Consider the following 17,674-nt stretch of genomic DNA (forward strand, 5'->3'; position numbering starts at 1 on the left):
CGTGTGCGCCTTTGTACGCCATGCATGCGCGATCAAGCGCATCGGCATTGCCGGCACCGTGTGTCGCCCGGCGCGGCGGTCTCCAGGTGTTCGTGGTTCTTGCGTGCTTGGGCGACGTGGAAAAAAAGCTGCGCCACGCCGCGACAGGCTTGCAAAAACTACTGTTTTTTTATACAGTGTCTGCGTGAGTGGGAAGGGCGGTTTCGTATGCTCGATCGAGCGGCGAAAAACCCCGTGAACACTGCCTCAGACGCCGTTCATCATAGCAAAGGACGATTCATGGAAGAAAGCAAGAAAGGCCCGGCTGGCATGACTGCGGAGAAGAGCAAGGCCCTGGCCGCCGCGCTCTCGCAGATCGAAAAGCAATTCGGCAAAGGGTCGATCATGCGGCTCGGCGCAGGTGAGGCGGTCGAAGACATTCAAGTGGTTTCCACCGGTTCGCTCGGGCTGGACATCGCGCTCGGCGTCGGCGGCTTGCCGCGCGGTCGTGTCGTGGAAATCTACGGTCCGGAGTCGTCGGGTAAAACCACGCTCACGCTGCAGGTGATCGCGGAGATGCAGAAGCTCGGCGGCACGGCGGCGTTCATCGACGCGGAACACGCGCTCGACGTGCAGTACGCCGGCAAGCTCGGCGTGAACGTGCCCGAACTGCTGATCTCGCAGCCGGACACGGGCGAGCAGGCGCTCGAAATCGCGGACGCGCTGGTGCGCTCCGGCTCCATCGACATGATCGTGATCGACTCGGTCGCGGCGCTCGTGCCGAAGGCGGAAATCGAAGGCGAAATGGGCGACTCGCTGCCGGGTCTGCAAGCGCGTCTGATGTCGCAGGCGCTGCGCAAGCTCACCGGCACGATCAAGCGCACGAACTGCCTCGTCATCTTCATCAACCAGATCCGCATGAAGATCGGCGTGATGTTCGGCAACCCGGAAACCACCACGGGCGGCAACGCGCTCAAGTTCTACTCGTCGGTGCGTCTGGATATCCGCCGTATCGGTTCGATCAAGAAGAACGACGAAGTCATCGGCAACGAGACGCGCGTGAAGGTTGTGAAGAACAAGGTCTCGCCGCCGTTCCGCGAAGCCATCTTCGACATTCTTTATGGCGAAGGCATTTCGCGTCAGGGTGAAATCATCGATCTGGGCGTGCAGGCGAAGCTGGTCGACAAGGCGGGCGCCTGGTACAGCTACAACGGCGATCGCATCGGTCAGGGCAAGGACAACGCGCGGGAATTCCTGCGCGAAAATCCGGACATCGCGCGCGAGATCGAGAACAAGATCCGCGAATCGCTGGGCGTCGCTGCATTGGGCGAAGCTGTCGTCGCAAGCGCCGCAGCGGCCGACGACGAGTAAGCATCGAGCCTGAAGGAAGATGCAGACGCGCCGGCTCGGATCCAAGGCAGACCCGGCGGATAACGGAACCGGCGACGATTCCGATTCCGTCGATCGCTACGAGCGAAGCAGCGAGCGGCGCGGTGCATCGTCGAAGTCAGGCGGCTTCAGGCGCAGCAACAAGGAACGCGCCGGCGCGAAGTCATTCGCGTCGGCGCATCGCGTTTTCGAGCCTGTTAAAAGGGATGAAAGCAGCGTAGACGCGAATGATCGCGCGGCCCGCCTGGAACAAGCTCGCGCCTTACTGAAGCAGGCGACAGCGCAGCCGAAGGCGCCCCCCGCCGATCGCAGCCCGCCGTCCGCTAACCCGCCGGACCCATTCGAAGACGCCGATCGATTCGAGCCCTTCGAACAATGCGTGCCTTCCGAGCCATCGCCAGCCGTTTCCGGCGAAACGGTTTATAGCCGCTCCAGCCAGCGCACCCGCAAGACATCGGCAAACGAAGTCAACAATCCCAAACGTCCGCAACGCTCGTTGAAGGGCCGCGCGCTCGCGTTCCTGTCGCGTCGCGAGTACAGCCGCGCGGAGTTGTCGCGCAAGCTGCGTCCGTACGTCGAAGAAGCCGCTCCGCTCGAATCCCTGTTGGACAGTCTCGAGCGCGATGGCTGGCTGTCGAACGAGCGCTTCGTCGAGAGCGTCGTGCATCGGCGGGCGTCGCGCATGGGCGGCAGCAGGATCATCAGCGAGCTGAAGCGGCATGCCGTCGGCGAAACGCTCATCAGCGAAACCGCCGACAAGCTCGCGCAGTCCGAAACCGCGCGCGCCAGGGCGGTGTGGGAAAAGAAATACGGCGTGCCGCCGGAGACGCCCGCCGAGCGCGCCAAGCAGGCGCGCTTTCTGGCTGCGCGCGGTTTTTCGAGCGGTACGATCGGCAAGATATTGAAGGGCGGTGACGAAGATTGGAGCGAGGAAATCGTCGACGACTGAGCGCCCGTTCGGCTTGATCCGCACGCGCGTTCCATTCGTCAGGCACATGCCCGGCTCGAAATACCCGATATGCTAAAATTCCACGGTTTTCCCCGTACCGGCTCACTCCAGCATGCCTCTCTCGCCTCCCGCTCCCCGACAATTGCGTCATAGCCGCGCGATTCGAGTGGAAGCGTTCGAACGCGACGACGGCCTGTGGGATATCGAAGCCTGTCTAACCGATGAGAAGCCGCGCGACTTCCAGCTCGCGACGGGCGTCCGGCCGCACGGCCTGCCGATCCATGAACTCTGGCTGCGCATCACCATCGATCGCACACTCAGCATCGTCGACGTCGAAGCGTCGTCCGACTGGGCGCCGTATGGCGGTTTGTGCGCCGAGTCCAATGCGGTCTATCGCAAGCTCATCGGGCTCAATCTCCTCCAGAATTTTCGCCGCGAAGCCAACACGCTGCTGCGCGGCACTGCCGGCTGCACGCATCTCACCGAGTTGTGCGGGGTCTTGCCGACCGCAGCCATTCAGGCATTCGCGGGCGACGTCTGGAAGATCGAGGACGGCAATCCATTCAAGCAAGCCGACGCCAACGCGCAGCGCGACGAGCCGCCGTTTCAGCTCGGCCGATGCCACGCGCTGCGTTTCGACGGACCCGCGGTCAGGGAACACTACCCGCGCTGGTTCGGCCACGCGCCCGGCGAACCATCCAGATCCGGAACAACGGTGCAAGACAGGCCGGAGACAAAGTCCGCCTCGTAGCGCGCAAGCAGCGCTCGCGCTCACGCACGGAATTCAAACAAGAAAAGAATCAGCGGTTCAAGCAAACAGAAGTTCACTCCAACTCTCAGACTGAAGGAATCACGCATGAAGATTCACGAGTACCAGGGTAAGGAAATCCTGCGGAAATTCGGCGTCGCGGTCCCGCGCGGCAAACCCGTGTTCTCGGTGGATGATGCGGTCAAGGCCGCGGAAGAGCTGGGCGGCCCGGTTTGGGTCGTCAAGGCGCAGATTCACGCCGGCGGACGCGGTAAGGGCGGCGGCGTGAAGGTCGCGAAGTCGATCGAACAGGTCCGCGAATACGCGAACCAGATCCTCGGCATGCAGCTCGTCACGCACCAGACCGGCCCCGAAGGCCAGAAGGTCAATCGCCTGCTGATCGAAGAAGGCGCGGACATCAAGAAGGAACTGTACGTCGGCCTCGTGCTCGACCGCGTTTCGCAGAAGATCGTCGTGATGGCGTCGAGCGAAGGCGGCATGGACATCGAAGAAGTCGCGGAAAAGACGCCGGAACTGCTGCACAAGTTCGCCGTCGAGCCGTCGACCGGTCTGCAAGACGCGGACGCCGATGATCTCGCACGCAAGATCGGCATTCCCGATGCATCGATCCCGCAAGCGCGCGCGATCCTGCAAGGCCTGTACAAGGCGTTCTTCGAAACCGACGCATCGCTCGCGGAAATCAACCCGCTGATCGTGACCGGCGAAGGCAAGGTCATCGCGCTCGACGCCAAGTTCAACTTCGATTCGAACGCGCTGTTCCGTCATCCGGAAATCGTCGCGTACCGCGATCTGGACGAAGAAGATCCGGCTGAAGTCGAAGCGTCGAAGTTCGACCTCGCATACATCTCGCTCGACGGCAACATCGGCTGTCTCGTGAACGGCGCAGGCCTCGCGATGGCCACGATGGACACCATCAAGCTGTTCGGCGGCGAGCCGGCGAACTTCCTCGACGTCGGCGGCGGTGCGACGACCGAGAAAGTGACCGAAGCGTTCAAGCTGATGCTGAAGAACCCGAACCTGAAGGCGATCCTCGTGAACATCTTCGGCGGCATCATGCGTTGCGACGTGATCGCCGAAGGCGTGATCGCTGCGTCGAAGGCCGTGGACCTGAAGGTGCCGCTCGTCGTGCGCATGAAGGGCACGAACGAAGACCTCGGCAAGAAGATGCTGGCCGACTCGGGCCTGCCGATCATCTCGGCGGACAGCATGGAAGAAGCCGCGCAGAAGGTCGTCGCGGCGGCCGAAGGCAAGTAAGCGCGTTCGCTTGTTGCCTTAAGAGAGCGTTCCACCAGATACGAATGGCGGCGCCTGGCTTTTTGCATGGCGACGCCAAACGAACAGAGGTCACTACATGTCGATTCTGATCAACAAAGACACGAAGGTCATCACGCAGGGCATCACCGGCAAGACCGGCCAGTTCCACACGCGCGCCTGCCGCGAATACGCGAACGGCCGCGAAGCGTACGTCGCGGGCGTGAACCCGAAGAAGGCCGGCGAAGACTTCGAAGGCATTCCCATCTACGCGTCCGTGAAGGAAGCGAAGGCCGAAACCGGCGCGACCGTTTCGGTCATCTACGTGCCGCCCGCGGGCGCTGCCGCCGCGATCTGGGAAGCCGTCGAGGCCGATCTCGATCTCGCGATCTGCATCACGGAAGGCATTCCGGTTCGCGACATGCTCGAAATCAAGGACCGCATGCGCCGCGAAAATCGCAAGACGCTGCTGCTCGGACCGAACTGCCCCGGCACGATCACGCCGGACGAGCTGAAGATCGGCATCATGCCGGGTCACATCCACAAGAAGGGCCGCATCGGCGTCGTGTCGCGTTCGGGCACGCTGACGTATGAAGCGGTCGGCCAGTTGACGGCGCTGGGCCTCGGCCAGTCGTCGGCGGTCGGTATCGGCGGCGATCCGATCAACGGTCTGAAGCACATCGACGTGATGAAGATGTTCAACGACGATCCGGAAACGGACGCCGTCATCATGATCGGCGAGATCGGCGGTCCGGACGAAGCGAACGCCGCTTACTGGATCAAGGACAACATGAAGAAGCCGGTCGTCGGCTTCATCGCGGGCGTGACGGCGCCTCCGGGCAAGCGCATGGGCCACGCAGGCGCGCTGATCTCGGGCGGTGCGGACACGGCTGACGCCAAGCTCGAAATCATGGACGCGTGCGGCATCAAGGTCACGAAGAATCCGTCGGAGATGGCACGTCTGCTGAAGTCGGTTCTCTGATCGAAGCAGGCAAATTTCGCGAGGGTTTGGTACTCTTACTGATTCCTTTCGTAAAAGCCATTGAAAAGCGAGGGAGCGCTGCTTCCTCGCTTTTTTCATTTCAGCCTCATGCTTGAATTCTTTTCGACGCTCCATTGGGGCGCGGTCGTTCAGATCATCGTGATCGACATTCTGCTCGGCGGCGACAACGCCGTCGTGATCGCGCTCGCCTGCCGCAATCTGCCGGATCGGCAGCGCACGCGCGGCATCGTGTTCGGCACGCTCGGCGCAATCATCCTGCGCGTCGTGCTCATCGCGTTCGCGGTCTTTCTGCTCGACATTCCGTTTCTCAAGTTTCTCGGTGGCTTGCTGCTGCTGTGGATCGGCGTAAAGCTGATGCAGCCGGACCACGACGATCATCAGATCGACGCATCCGACCGGCTGTGGGCGGCGGTGAAGACGATCATCGTCGCCGACGCCGTCATGAGCCTCGACAACGTCATCGCGATCGCGGGCGCGGCCGAAGCCGCCGATCCGCGTCATAGGCTCACGCTGGTGATCTTCGGCCTGGTCGTGAGCATTCCGCTTATCGTCTGGGGCAGCACGCTGGTGCTGAAGCTGCTCGACCGCTTGCCCGCCGTCGTGCTGCTCGGCGCGGGTCTGCTCGGCTGGATCGCGGGCGGCCTCATCATCGACGATCCATTCATCGACCGATGGCCCGCGCTCAATACCGAACTCGTCGGATATGCGGCGCGTCTGGCGGGCGCGTTGCTTGTCGTCGCGTTGGGCTGGCTGCTCAAGCGGCGCGCGCTCGCCGACGGCAATCGCGCGGCGGGTTGATTTCTCCTAGGCCGTTCGGCTGACTGCCGCCGGAGCGGCTCCCTGAATACGATCGAAGCGTCCTGACCGCATTGCGCGGAAGGGCGCTTTTCTGTTTTTCAGGGAGTAGCAATGACGACGAAGGCTTCGGTTTTGGACGTGCCGCGCGAACGGCGCGCATGGTGGTTCGGGCGCACGAAAGATGCGCTGACACGCGGCTTCACACTGATCGAACTGATGATCGTGCTTGCGATCGTCGGCGTGGTCGCGGCGTATGCGATACCGGCGTATCAGGATTATCTTGCCCGAAGCCGCGTGGGCGAGGGCATGACGCTCGCGGCGGCCGCGCGCCTCGCAGTGGCGGAGAACGCGGCGAGCGGCGCGGATCTGGCGGGCGGATTCGCGTCGCCGCCGGGCACGCGCAACGTCGAGTCGATTCACGTCGACAGCGACAACGGGCAGATCACGATCGCCTATACGACGCGCGTCGCGCCGGCGGGTTCGAACACGCTCGTGCTCGTGCCTTCGACACCCGACAACGCCGATACACCTACGGCGCGCGTGTCGCTCAGCCGCGGTTCCGTGCAATCGGGGTCGGTGACGTGGGAATGCTTCGCGGGCAAGAAGACCGAGTCGTCGCTGCCCGCGCCGGGCGCCGGTCCGACGCCCGCGCAGGCGCCGACATTGCCAGGCAATCTCGCACCGCCGGAGTGCCGCGCGTAAGCACTGAGGCGAAGCGCGGCGGGAGGATTTACGTCGCCGCCGCGCCGTCGCGCCGTCGTTTTTGCGCGAAAGTTGGCGATTTGGTAGCAAAACCGGCCGTTCGACGGACAGCGGGGGCAAAGTTTTGTATAGTGCGCCGGTCGCCGACGTTCCCAGTTCCTCATGCCTTCCCAATACGCGCGCTTTCTCTGCTTCGCCGTTCTGTGCCTTGCGTTGACGTTTCCCTTCGCGGTCGTCAACCACACGTATCCGATTCCGACCTTCTACGCCGAATACAGCGCGCTCGCGCTTTATCTGGCGCTCGGTGCGACGGTTGCGCTCCTCGTGCGCGTCTCCGAGCCGAAGGTGCCGTTCGCATCGCCGGTCGTCGCATTGATGCCGCTTGCGTTCGGCCTGTTGCTCGTCGCGCAGACGGTGCTGTTGCCGATCGCGCAGCCATCGATGAACTGGCTCGGCGGCGCGTATCTGCTCGCTTCGTTTCTCGCGGTGCATACGGGCTTCGGTCTCGTGCGGGCGGGGCTCGGCGAGAAGACGCTGCGTATCGGCGCGGCTGCGCTGATGGTCGGCGGACTGTTCGCGGTCTTCTGCCAGATCGTGCAGTTGCTGCATCTCGAAGTGAAATTCACGCCGTTCGTGGTCGCGTACAACGTGATGATCGAACGGCGCCCGTTCGGCAACATGGCGCAGGCGAATCACCTCGCGACCGTGATCGCGTTCGCGCTGGCGGGCGCGCTTTATTTCGTGCAGGCGCGTCGGCTGCCGCTCGTTCTGTGGCTGATCTTGTCGGCGATCTACTCGCTCGGGCTCGCGTTGACCGTATCGCGCGGGCCGTGGCTGCAGACGGCGGTGATAGTCGTCGCCGGCTTCTGGATGGCGTTCGTGCTCGGGCGGCCGGTCGCGTCGGAAGGCTTCGACGGCCCCGGCCGCCGCGATACGCGCGCGTGGATCGTCCCGATTCTGCTCGCGATCGTCTTTTTCGCGGTGAACGCGGCCGTGCGCTGGGCGAACGTGCGCTTCGATTTCGGGCTCGCGCAATCGGCGGCGGAGCGCATGCAGGAAGCGAGTCAGATCGCGCCGCGGCTCGCGCTCTGGAAGTACGGCTGGACGATGTTCAAGACGCATCCGCTGCTGGGCGTCGGATGGGGCGAGTTTCCGCGCTATCAGTTCGACCTCGTGCGCGATCTGGGCGGCGTCGAGATCGCGAACAACGCGCACGACATCTTCATCGATCTGCTCGCGAAAACGGGTGCGCTCGGCGTCGCGATTCTGGTCGCGAGCGTCGTCTTCTGGCTGATTCGCGTGCTGCGCGCGCCGCAGACGCCGGCGCGCATTTTCGGATTGTCGCTGCTCGGCGTCCTGATGATGCATGCGCTCGTCGAGTATCCGCAGCAGTACATGTTCTTTCTGATGCCGGCGATGCTCGTCATCGGCCTTCTGGAGACGCGTCCCTTGCGGCTGGTTCCGCGTCCGCTCTCTTATGGCGTATATGTCGTGCTGGTGCTCGGCGGGCTCGCGGCGTTGTATCCGACCTTACGCGACTACAACCGCGCGGAAGTGCTGTACTACGGCTCGCGCCCGGCCGAGCAGTATCGTGAAAATCCGTCTTTCCTGTTCACGGCGTGGGGCGAATACGGTGCGGCGACCTTGCTGCCGATCAACGCGCAGAACGTCGAGGAGAAACTCGCGGCGCATCGGAAGGCGATTGCGCTGTTGCCGGGCGAGACCGTGCTGCGCCGCTACGCGGTGTTGCAGGCGCTCGCCGGGCAGAAGGCCGAGGCGCTCGACACGATGGCGCGCCTGAAGATCTTCGCGACGCAGTTGCACGACTGGCCGAAGCAGCTTTTGGCCGTCTACGATCTGGCGGACGAAGCGGGCAAGCCGCTGGCGTCGTTCAAGGCGGATCTGGTGAAGCTGTATGGTGTGCCGCTGCCGAATCAGGAGCCTTCGGAGGATGAGGAAGAAGAGTGAGCGGTCAGGGCGCGGGCGACGGCTGGTCGTCCGCCACCCAATCCCCCGACTTCCCACCGTGCTTTTCCATCACTTTCACATTGGTGATGGTCATCCCCCGATCCACCGCCTTGCACATGTCGTAGATCGTGAGCAATCCGACCTGCACGGCGGTCAGCGCTTCCATTTCCACGCCCGTGCGCCCGACCGTCTCCACGCGCACTTCACAGTGCACGCCGGGTAGCGCTTCATCGATCGTGAAATCCACCGCGACGCGCGTCAGCGCCAGCGGATGACACAGCGGAATCAGATCGGCCGTGCGCTTCGCACCCTGAATCGCGGCGATGCGCGCGACGCCCAGCACATCGCCTTTTTTCGCTCGGCCTTCGCGGATCAGCGCGAGCGTGGGCGCGAGCATCGCGATCGAGCCGCGTGCAACGGCCACGCGGCGCGTTTCGTTTTTCGCGCCGACATCGACCATATGCGCCTCGCCGGCGGCATCGAAATGGGTGAGTCCGGACATAGCGTCTCCTTCGAATGGGCGCCTATCATACCAGCGTGAATCCGCGCGATTTTCCGCACAAAGCCACGGTCCGGCGCGACGCACCGCGGACCTGAGACGCGCCGCGCGCAACACTTGATACGATAAGCCCGTTTCGATTCTCGAGCCGACTATCGGCGCTTCGCGCCATGCATTTCACACGTCCGAGCCGCGCGCTCGCCTCCCTCCTTTGCGTCGCCCTCGCCATGCCGCCCGCGGCGCTGGCGCAATCCAGTTCGCCTTCCGCGGGCTCGACCGGCACGCTCGCGGCCGCGCAACTGCGCGCGTCGCAGGAAAGCGCCAGCGGCGACGTGCCGGGCAACATCGCGGAAGGCGTGTTCGGCGTCTACGGCGGCGCGGAAAGCCGTTTCGCGAACCGCCCCGGGACGATGTCCGGTTTGCGCGCGCCGCTGTCGTCGGTGCAGCTTCCGGATCTCGGCGACGGCTCCGGCGGCTCCCTCACGCCGCAGGCCGAGCGCAAGGTCGGCGAGAAGATGATGCGCGAAGTGCGCGCCGATCCCGATTATCTCGACGACTGGCTGCTGCGCGACTATCTCGACTCGATCTCGTCGAAGCTTTCAGCGGCGGCGGCGACGCAGTATCTCGGCGGCTATCGGCCGGATTTCGATCTCTTCGCCGTGCGCGACGCGCAGATCAACGCGTTTTCGATGCCGGGCGGCTTTATCGGCGTGAACACGGGGCTGATTGCCGCGACGCAAACGGAATCGGAGCTGGCGTCGGTCATCGGCCATGAAATGGGGCACGTCCTTCAGCGGCACATCGCGCGGATGCTCAGCACGCAGGAAAAGAGTTCCTACGCCGCACTCGCCGGGATGCTCGCCGGCCTGCTCGCGGGCCTGCTCGCCCATAGCGGCGATCTCGGCATGGGCATCGCGATGGGCGGCCAGGCGTTCGCCGTCGACAATCAGTTGCGCTTCTCGCGCGCGGCCGAGCACGAGGCCGACCGCGTCGGTTTCCAGATGCTCGCGGCCGCCGGCTACGATCCTTACGCGATGGCAGCGTTCTTCGAGCGTCTCGATCGCGCGTCGATGGCCGATAACGGCGTGCCGCCGTACGTGCGCACGCACCCGCTCACGATCGACCGCATCGCCGACATGGAAGGCCGCGCGCGGCGCGTGCCGTACCGGCAGCCGCGTCAGTCGGCCGAATATGCGTTCGTGCGCGCCCGGGCGCGCGTGCTGCAGGTGAATTACGCGAGTGATTATCGCGAGGTGGCGAGCCGGCTCAAATCGGAAATCGAGGATCAGACGGCGCTCAATCCCGCGTCCAACTGGTACGGCATCGCGCTCGCGCAATCGCTGCTGGGCAATCACGACGCGGCCAGCGACGCGCTCGCGAAGGCGCGCGCGCTATTCGAGGGCGAGGAGGCGAGCGCGGCGGCGGCATCGGCGCAAGTGCAAAAGGAGGATCGCGCGGTTGGTCAAACGCAGCCGGCTCCGCGCAAGAAGAGCGGCGAGCCGTCGCTGCGCAACGCGGATGCGTCGACGATTGCGACGCCGCTCGACAACGCGCGCACGCCGCTCAATCTCGGAGACTCCGGCAACGGCAATGCATTGCGCGCGAAGAGCGACATCGTGCTTCCACCGGTTCGCGTCGAAGCCCGATCGGCTCCGCCGGCGAAACCTCAATCCGCACCGCCGGCGCTGCGCAGCACGCCGAGCCTCGACGTGCTCGCCGCCGACATCGCGCGCCGCGCCGGTCGCAACGACGATGCGATCCGCCTCGCGGACCTCGCGCAAAAGCGCTGGCCGGCGTCGCACGCCGCCATCGACGTGCATCTGCAGACGCTGCTTTCCGCGCGCCGCTTCGCCGACGCCCAGATGCTCGCGCGCCGCGAAACACGCGCCGAGCCGACGCGCCCCGACTGGTGGTTCTATCTCGCGCAGGCAAGCGCGGGTCTCAACGATCCGCTGCAACAGCATCAGGCGATGGCGGAAAAGTTCGCGCTCGATGGCGCGTGGGCATCCGCGATCCGGCAACTGAAGGAAGCGCGCGACGTCAAGACCGCGAGTTTCTACGATCTTTCGACGATTTCCGCCCGGCTGCGCGATTTCGAGACGCGCTACAAGGAAGAGCGCGAGATGGAGAAGAACGGCTAGCTAGCTCAGTCTTTCTTCGCGGCGGCGCGTTCGGCCGGACTCGCGACGAAGCCAAAGCGCGCGGCGACATCGGCGCGGGCGATCGGCTGCACGGTCAGATCGACGCCGTCGCGCCAGTGGAACACGCCGCGTGTGCCGGCATCGTCGAGCGACGCGTGGTCCGCGAACAGTTCGAGATCGTGATCGTGAAGGGCGGCGATGCGTGCGGGCGAGGCGTCATCGGAAAGGAGAATGCCGCCTGCGTCGTCGATCCAGACATGCGCCGGCTCGAACGGCGCGCCGCCCTGATCGATCAGCCGCAATGCGCCGTCCGCCGCATGCAGACGCACGATCCACGGCGTGTACACGAGCTCAACATACACGCGCTGCGGACCGTTCTGAAAGAACCACTGGCCGTCGGCATCGCTTTCGTAGTTGCGGTTGATGAAGCCCAGCAGCGCCTCATGCCGGATCGGCGTGCCGAGTTCGCCGGCGGCTTGCGCGGCGTCGTCGCGCATGCGCCACTGACCGCGCCGGTCGAGCAGCAGCCAGCCCGTGCAGTGCGGAACGTTGGGCCATTTGGCGAGCGCCTGCTTGACGATGTCATCCATGACGGTTCACGAAACGAAGTTCTCCAGATAACCGAACACGCGCTGCGACAGCCAGTCGATCCGGCCCGGAAACGGTCCCGTCATGAAGCCGACGTGCCCGCCGTGGTTCGGCTGATCGAGCGTCACGCGCGCCGATACTTCCGCCGTCGACGGCAACGCGAACTCGGGCAGGAACGGATCGTTGCGCGCGTTCAGCAGCAGCGCGGGCACTTCGATGTGCTTCAGATGCGCGCGGATCGTCGCCGTCGACCAGTAGTGATTGGTGTCGCGAAAGCCGTGCAGCGGCGCGGTGACGACGTTGTCGAACTCGTACAGCGTGCGCGCGGCGAGCACGGCGTTGCGGTCGTAGAGACCGGGATACTGCCCGAGCTTCGCGAGCGCCTTCTTTTTGAGCGACTTCAGGAAGCTGCGCGTATAGACCATGCCGAAGCCTTGCGAGATCGCGAGGCCGCCCGCGTGGACATCGAGCGGCGCGGAAATGGCCGCCGCCGCGCTGATGATCGACGCGTCCGTGCCGCGCTGGCACAGCCAGTGCAGCAGCACGTTGCCGCCGAGCGACACGCCCGCCGCGACGATCGGCCCGCGATGCACTTGCGCGAGCCGCCGCAGAATCCAGTCGACTTCGGCGCTGTCCGCGAGATGGTAGAAGCGCGGCAGCAGATTGAGCGGGCCGCTGCAACTGCGGAAATGCGGCACGACGCCGTGCCAGCCGCGCGCCCGGGCGGCGGCCATCATCGTGCGAGCGTAGTGCGAATCGGAACTGCCTTCGAGGCCGTGGAAGAGCACGAAGAGCGGGGCGTTCGCGGCGGGTTGATCGGCGGGATCGGCGGGATCGTGCGCGAGAAAGTCGAGATCGATGAAATCGCCGTCGGGCGTATTCCAGCGCTCGCGCCGGTAACGCACGTCGGGCTTGCGGCCGAAGAGCGCCGGGACGATGGTTTGCGCATGGCTCGTGGGCAGCCAGCGCGGCGCGCTGTAGAGCCATTCGGCGGCGCCCGGCGAAAGCAGGCGCGCGGTTTCCTTCAGTGCCACGGCGGGCGCTTTGTCCACGAACGACGAATCGTGCTTCAACAACGGATCGCGCTTCATGGCCCCTCCCGACAGACGTCTTCTTCGAATTTCTTAGTGCAGCGGTCCCTGACCGTGACGCAGCTTCGCGGCGAACTGGCCCGCGGTTTCGATCGGCATCTCGCTTGCGTGAATATGCGCGATGCGCCACTCGCCGCGTTCGTGAACCATCACATACGTCGTGTAGATCATGCGCGGCGCGCTGGCTGGCTCGGCCGGCTGATGCGCCTCGGCGATCGCATAGACGACCGTGCCCAGGCTGTCGTACACGCGAATATCGAGCGGCTCGACGGTCACGGGCTGCGTCTCGAACTGCTTCGCGAGACCCGCGCGGATGCTTTCCAGCCCGTGCAGATGCGTGCCGTCCGCGCACACGCAGGTGGCGAACTCCTCGTCGATCCACAACGACATCACCGTGTCGATGCTGTTGTCCGCGACTGCCTGATAGTAAGCGTTGAGGGTATCGGCGGCGGCTTCGAAGAGGCGGGCGAAACGTGGCATGGCTCGTGGGTCTCTGGCATTCGATGCTTCACGCCAACGAAACGGCGCGCTGCAACGGTCATTGGTCAAAGCATGCCCCCGTTCGGAGACATTCGCGTGTCCGCACCCGCACACACGGCCGGAAACCGCCGGTACGAACACGCGTTTCGACGCGTGAGCGCAACATCAACGATGCGCGAGCAGCATGCCGCGCACATCGGCGAAGACCTGTTCGGCCGAGAGTTCGCGAAGGCAGTTCAGATGGCCGAGCGGACACTCGCGGGCAAAGCACGGACTGCATTCAAGATGCAGCCATTGTACCTTTGCGAGATCGGACAAGGGCGGCGTGTGGCGCGGATCGGTCGAGCCGTAGACCGCGACGAGCGGCCGGCGCGAGGCGGCCGCGACGTGCATCAGCCCCGAATCGTTCGTGACGACGGCGCTCGCCCGCGAAATCAGCGCGCACGCCTCACCGAGCGAAGTCTGGCCGCACAGGTTGCGCACCATAGGCGCGCGCTCCGCGATGGCCTGCGCGATCGGCGCATCCTTCTTCGAACCGAGCGCGATCATGCGCGCATACGGAAACGACTGCGCGATGAACTGGGCGAGCGAAGCGAAATGCTCCGGCGGCCAGCGCTTGGCCGGACCGTATTCCGCGCCGGGGCAGAACACGACGAGCGGCGCGCGCGTGTCGAGGTTGAAGCGCGTCGAGACGCGCGCGGCTTCGTTCGGATCGGCTTCGAGGCGCGGCACCGGCAGCGTCTGCGCGTCGGGAAGCGCGGCGGCTTCCGGCTGCGCGAACCGGTCGACGAACGGCAGCTTCGCGCCCGGCGCATAGGCGAGCGCCGCGTAATGCGCGGTCATCGGCGGACGGTCGGTTTTCGGCGGATTCGCGTGGCGCACGTTCAAGAGCCCGTAGCGGCTCTCGCCCTTGTAGCCGATGCGCAGGTTGATGCCCGCCATCCACGGAATCAGCGCGGATTTGACGGAGTTGGGCAACACGTAGGCGGCGTCGTAACCGACATCGCGCAAATCACTCGCGAGCTGCCAGCGGCGCAGCAGTTGCAGCTTGCCGTGGGCGAGGTCGGTCGCGTAGACATCGCGGATTTCCGGCATGCGCTCGAGCACGGGTGCGACCCAGGTGGGCGCGACGGCGTCGATCGCGATACGCGGATGAAGCTTGCGCAAGAGCGTGAAGAGCGGCTGCGCCATCAATGCGTCACCGATCCAGTTCGGTGCTATAACCAGCGCGCGGCGCATCTGTTGTTATCCGATCTCAAAATGAACGCGGCCCGCCGCCTTGGGGCGAGCCGTCGATTGTCGTGGGTATGTTTCGCGCCGCGTACGGCGCGCGTGAGCCAGGGCGCGGCCAGCGCCCCGCGGGCTTCAGTGACCGCCCTTGAGCACTTCGCCGTCTTTCAGCTTGTAGCGCGTGCCGCAATACGGGCAGCGCGCCTCGCCGTGCGTCACGTCGATGAACACGCGCGGATGCGTGCTCCAGCGCTGCATCTTCGGGTTCGGGCAGAAGGCGGGCAGATCCTTCGCCGACAATTCCACCAGCGGCATTTCCTTCAGGTCGCTCATTGCTATCTCTTTTCGTGATGTACGTCGCGCGGCGAGCGAACGGCCCGCCGCGTCGCATGAGATTGTTTAAACCTTCGCGAGCCAGCTCGCGTACTTCTCGTTCTTGCCGCCGACGACGTCGAAGAACGCGCTTTGCAGCTTTTCCGTGATCGGACCGCGCGCGCCCGAACCGATGGTGCGGTTGTCCAGCTCGCGGATCGGCGTGACTTCGGCGGCGGTGCCGGTGAAGAACGCTTCGTCGCAGGTGTAGACCTCGTCGCGGGTGATGCGCTTTTCGATCACCGGGATGCCGAAATCGCGCGCCAGCGTGATGACCGTGTCGCGCGTGATGCCGTCGAGGCACGAAGCCAGATCCGGCGTGTAGATCTTGCCGTTGTTCACGAGGAAGAAGTTTTCGCCGGAGCCTTCCGACACGTAGCCGTCGACGTCGAGCAGCAGCGCTTCGTCGTAGCCGTCGGCGACGGCTTCCTGGTTGGCGAGAATCGAGTTCACGTACCAGCCGGACGCCTTCGCGCGGACCATCGACACGTTCACATGATGGCGCGTGAACGACGACGTCTTCACGCGGATGCCCTTGGCGAGCCCGTCTTCACCGAGATACGCGCCCCACGGCCACGCGGCGATCGCAACATGGATGGTGTTGCCCTTCGCCGACACGCCGAGCTTTTCCGAGCCGACCCAGATGATCGGGCGGATGTAGCACGACTCGAGCGCGTTCGCCTTCACGACTTCGAGTTGCGCGGCTTCGAGCGTCGCGGCATCGAACGGGACGTCCATCTGGAAGATCTTCGCCGAGTTGAGCAGGCGCTTCGTGTGTTCCTTCAGGCGGAAAATGGCCGTGCCCTGCGCGGTCTTGTACGCGCGCACGCCTTCGAAGACACCCATGCCGTAGTGCAACGTGTGGGTCAGAACGTGGATCTTGGCATCACGCCAGTCGATCAGCTTGCCATCCATCCAGATCTTGCCGTCGCGGTCGGCCATTGACATACGGTTCTCCTAGCTGTCTCGTTCAAGTGAGTTCGGGGCAGGCCGCCAAAGACTTCCGGGCGGCGGCGCTCGCGCATCTCGCGCCGCGTTCGTGCATCGGCGATTGCCGGCGAACGCGCGCATGAAGGCGCAAAGGCTGTGAAAGACCGTCATTTTAGCGTCTTTTCGCGACGAAACCGATCTTGGAGCGCCTTTCACGACGCTATAATTTGCCTTTCGCCGTCCGCTGAAAACAGCGGGACGAAACGGCGAAGCCCGCCATTCCCGATTTTCCCGGTTTTTCCCGATCCATCGCGCAATCGCTCGAGGCCGCGCATTGGCATCACGGGTGGTCTTCATCGCCTCGCATTCGCTCATGCTTGACCGGCTGTCCGACACCAATCGCCGCGCGTTTTTCGAGGGCGTGCGTACCTTTTCTCCCGCCGTCCTGGCGACGTTTTCCTGGGGTCTCGTGACCGGCGTCGCGATGACGAAGTCCGTGCTCACCGTGCCGCAGGCGCTCGGCATGTCGTTCGCGGTGTACGCGGGCTCGTCGCAGCTCGCGGTGCTGCCGCTCTTCGCCGCGAAGCTGCCGCTCTGGACGATTCTCCTGACCGCCGCGATGGTCAATCTGCGCTTCGTGATCTTCAGCGCGGGGCTCGCGCCGCATTTCTCGTGGCTGCCGCTGAAGCGGCGTCTGCTGCTCGGCTATTTCAACGGCGACATCATCTATCTGATGTTCTCGAAGCGGAATTTTCCTGCCGGCTGGCAGCCCGGCAAGGAGGCGTTCTTCTGGGGACTGGCGGTATCGAGCTGGTTGTCATGGCAAACATCGTCGGTGCTCGGCATCTTGCTCGCGAGCCTGATTCCCGATGACTGGGGCCTCGAACTCGCCGGCACGCTCGCGCTGATCCCGCTCATCGTTTCCGCTATCGCGACGCGTTCGACGCTCGCGGCGGTCGCGGTGGCGAGCGTCGTCGCGTTGCTGGCATTCGATCTGCCGTATCGTTTCGGCTTGCCGCTCGCGGTGTTCGCGGCGCTTATCGCGGGCACGCTCGCGGATGTCGTCGCCGAGCGGGCCGCGCCCAAATCCGCATCCGATGCCACGAGGTCCAGCCGATGAGCGCGCTGCAAGTCTGGCTCGCGATCATCGGCATGGGCGTGGTCACGGCGGTGACGCGCGCGCTCTTTCTGATCGGCGGCGAGCGCATGGTGCTGCCGCCGCGCGTGCAGCGTGTGCTGCGGTATGCGCCGGCCGCCGCGCTCGCGGGCGTCGTCGTGCCGGATCTGCTCGAAACGCCCGCGGGCATTTCGCTGTGGCTGTCGAACCATGCGTTGTGGGCATCGGCGGCCGGACTCGCGTATTACCTGTGGCGGCGCGGCATGATGGGCACGATCGCCGTCGGCATGGTGGTGTTCACGCTGCTGCGGCTCGTGGCCTGACCGCGGCGTGGAGATGGCTACGCGCCGCGTCAAATACGCGTCATCAACGATTGCCCGCTAAAAGCGGCCGGGTTGATCGGTTAAAATGAGGGTCT

At 64.7% G+C, this 17,674-nt stretch carries 18 protein-coding genes; 11 read left to right on the top strand and 7 right to left on the bottom strand.

The annotated features are described in order from the left end of the window. Positions 1-279 precede the first annotated feature (279 nt). From recA to NCT05_RS03530, 8 genes are all read left to right on the top strand, one after another. Complete coding sequence (recA, locus tag NCT05_RS03495) at positions 280-1,350, top strand: recombinase RecA (RefSeq protein ID WP_008351360.1); 1,071 nt, start codon at positions 280-282, stop codon at positions 1,348-1,350. 19 nt (positions 1,351-1,369) lie between these two features. Beyond that, complete coding sequence (gene recX / locus NCT05_RS03500) at positions 1,370-2,317, top strand: recombination regulator RecX (RefSeq protein WP_250501758.1); 948 nt, start codon at positions 1,370-1,372, stop codon at positions 2,315-2,317. A gap of 112 nt (positions 2,318-2,429) precedes the next feature. Then, positions 2,430-3,068: a DUF2889 domain-containing protein gene (locus NCT05_RS03505; protein WP_034470713.1), complete on the top strand. Its 639-nt coding sequence runs from the start codon at positions 2,430-2,432 to the stop codon at positions 3,066-3,068. A gap of 105 nt (positions 3,069-3,173) precedes the next feature. After that, complete coding sequence (sucC, locus tag NCT05_RS03510) at positions 3,174-4,340, top strand: ADP-forming succinate--CoA ligase subunit beta (protein ID WP_008351353.1); 1,167 nt, start codon at positions 3,174-3,176, stop codon at positions 4,338-4,340. Positions 4,341-4,437: 97 nt separating this feature from the next. Continuing rightward, complete coding sequence (gene sucD, locus NCT05_RS03515) at positions 4,438-5,319, top strand: succinate--CoA ligase subunit alpha (RefSeq protein ID WP_008351350.1); 882 nt, start codon at positions 4,438-4,440, stop codon at positions 5,317-5,319. A gap of 108 nt (positions 5,320-5,427) precedes the next feature. Beyond that, positions 5,428-6,138, top strand: coding sequence for a TerC family protein (locus tag NCT05_RS03520; RefSeq protein ID WP_008351349.1), 711 nt, complete (start codon positions 5,428-5,430; stop codon positions 6,136-6,138). A 111-nt stretch (positions 6,139-6,249) separates the two neighbouring features. Continuing rightward, the gene (locus NCT05_RS03525) at positions 6,250-6,840 is read left to right on the top strand and encodes a pilin (protein WP_008351347.1); all 591 of its coding nucleotides are present in this window, start codon (positions 6,250-6,252) and stop codon (positions 6,838-6,840) included. Positions 6,841-7,002: 162 nt separating this feature from the next. Beyond that, complete coding sequence (locus NCT05_RS03530; RefSeq protein WP_250433790.1) at positions 7,003-8,808, top strand: PglL family O-oligosaccharyltransferase; 1,806 nt, start codon at positions 7,003-7,005, stop codon at positions 8,806-8,808. Positions 8,809-8,812: 4 nt separating this feature from the next. On the opposite strand, the gene moaC is transcribed toward NCT05_RS03530, so the two are convergent. Beyond that, entirely contained in the window at positions 8,813-9,310 is a 498-nt protein-coding gene (moaC, locus tag NCT05_RS03535; protein WP_008351343.1) for a cyclic pyranopterin monophosphate synthase MoaC, read from the bottom strand. A gap of 167 nt (positions 9,311-9,477) precedes the next feature. On the opposite strand from moaC, the gene NCT05_RS03540 reads away from it, so the two are divergent. Beyond that, positions 9,478-11,448, top strand: a complete 1,971-nt coding sequence (locus NCT05_RS03540; protein WP_244807709.1) for a M48 family metalloprotease — start codon at positions 9,478-9,480, stop codon at positions 11,446-11,448. A 5-nt stretch (positions 11,449-11,453) separates the two neighbouring features. On the opposite strand, the gene NCT05_RS03545 is transcribed toward NCT05_RS03540, so the two are convergent. The 6 genes from NCT05_RS03545 to NCT05_RS03570 all read right to left on the bottom strand — a co-directional run bounded on the left by NCT05_RS03545 (position 11,454) and on the right by NCT05_RS03570 (position 16,157). Next, complete coding sequence (locus NCT05_RS03545; RefSeq protein ID WP_008351340.1) at positions 11,454-12,038, bottom strand: DUF2946 family protein; 585 nt, start codon at positions 12,036-12,038, stop codon at positions 11,454-11,456. 6 nt (positions 12,039-12,044) lie between these two features. Continuing rightward, a complete protein-coding gene (locus NCT05_RS03550; RefSeq protein WP_034470719.1) occupies positions 12,045-13,127 on the bottom strand; it encodes a YheT family hydrolase in 1,083 nt (360 codons plus the stop codon). A 33-nt stretch (positions 13,128-13,160) separates the two neighbouring features. After that, entirely contained in the window at positions 13,161-13,607 is a 447-nt protein-coding gene (locus NCT05_RS03555; RefSeq protein ID WP_008351336.1) for a nuclear transport factor 2 family protein, read from the bottom strand. Between the two features lie 165 nt (positions 13,608-13,772). Beyond that, on the bottom strand, positions 13,773-14,846 hold the full coding sequence (waaF, locus tag NCT05_RS03560) for a lipopolysaccharide heptosyltransferase II (RefSeq protein ID WP_008351335.1): 1,074 nt from the start codon (positions 14,844-14,846) through the stop codon (positions 13,773-13,775). A gap of 126 nt (positions 14,847-14,972) precedes the next feature. Continuing rightward, positions 14,973-15,170, bottom strand: coding sequence for a zinc-finger domain-containing protein (locus NCT05_RS03565; protein WP_008351333.1), 198 nt, complete (start codon positions 15,168-15,170; stop codon positions 14,973-14,975). Positions 15,171-15,236: 66 nt separating this feature from the next. Further along, positions 15,237-16,157, bottom strand: a complete 921-nt coding sequence (locus NCT05_RS03570; RefSeq protein ID WP_008351330.1) for a branched-chain amino acid transaminase — start codon at positions 16,155-16,157, stop codon at positions 15,237-15,239. 355 nt (positions 16,158-16,512) lie between these two features. On the opposite strand from NCT05_RS03570, the gene NCT05_RS03575 reads away from it, so the two are divergent. Then, the gene (locus NCT05_RS03575) at positions 16,513-17,259 is read left to right on the top strand and encodes an AzlC family ABC transporter permease (RefSeq protein ID WP_034470821.1); all 747 of its coding nucleotides are present in this window, start codon (positions 16,513-16,515) and stop codon (positions 17,257-17,259) included. Beyond that, positions 17,256-17,579, top strand: a complete 324-nt coding sequence (locus NCT05_RS03580) for an AzlD domain-containing protein (protein WP_008351327.1) — start codon at positions 17,256-17,258, stop codon at positions 17,577-17,579. The genes NCT05_RS03575 and NCT05_RS03580 overlap by 4 nt, the downstream gene beginning before the upstream one ends. Positions 17,580-17,674 lie beyond the last annotated feature (95 nt).

It is taken from the genome of Caballeronia sp. AZ7_KS35 (assembly GCF_023631045.1).
GTDB lineage: Bacteria > Pseudomonadota > Gammaproteobacteria > Burkholderiales > Burkholderiaceae > Caballeronia > Caballeronia zhejiangensis.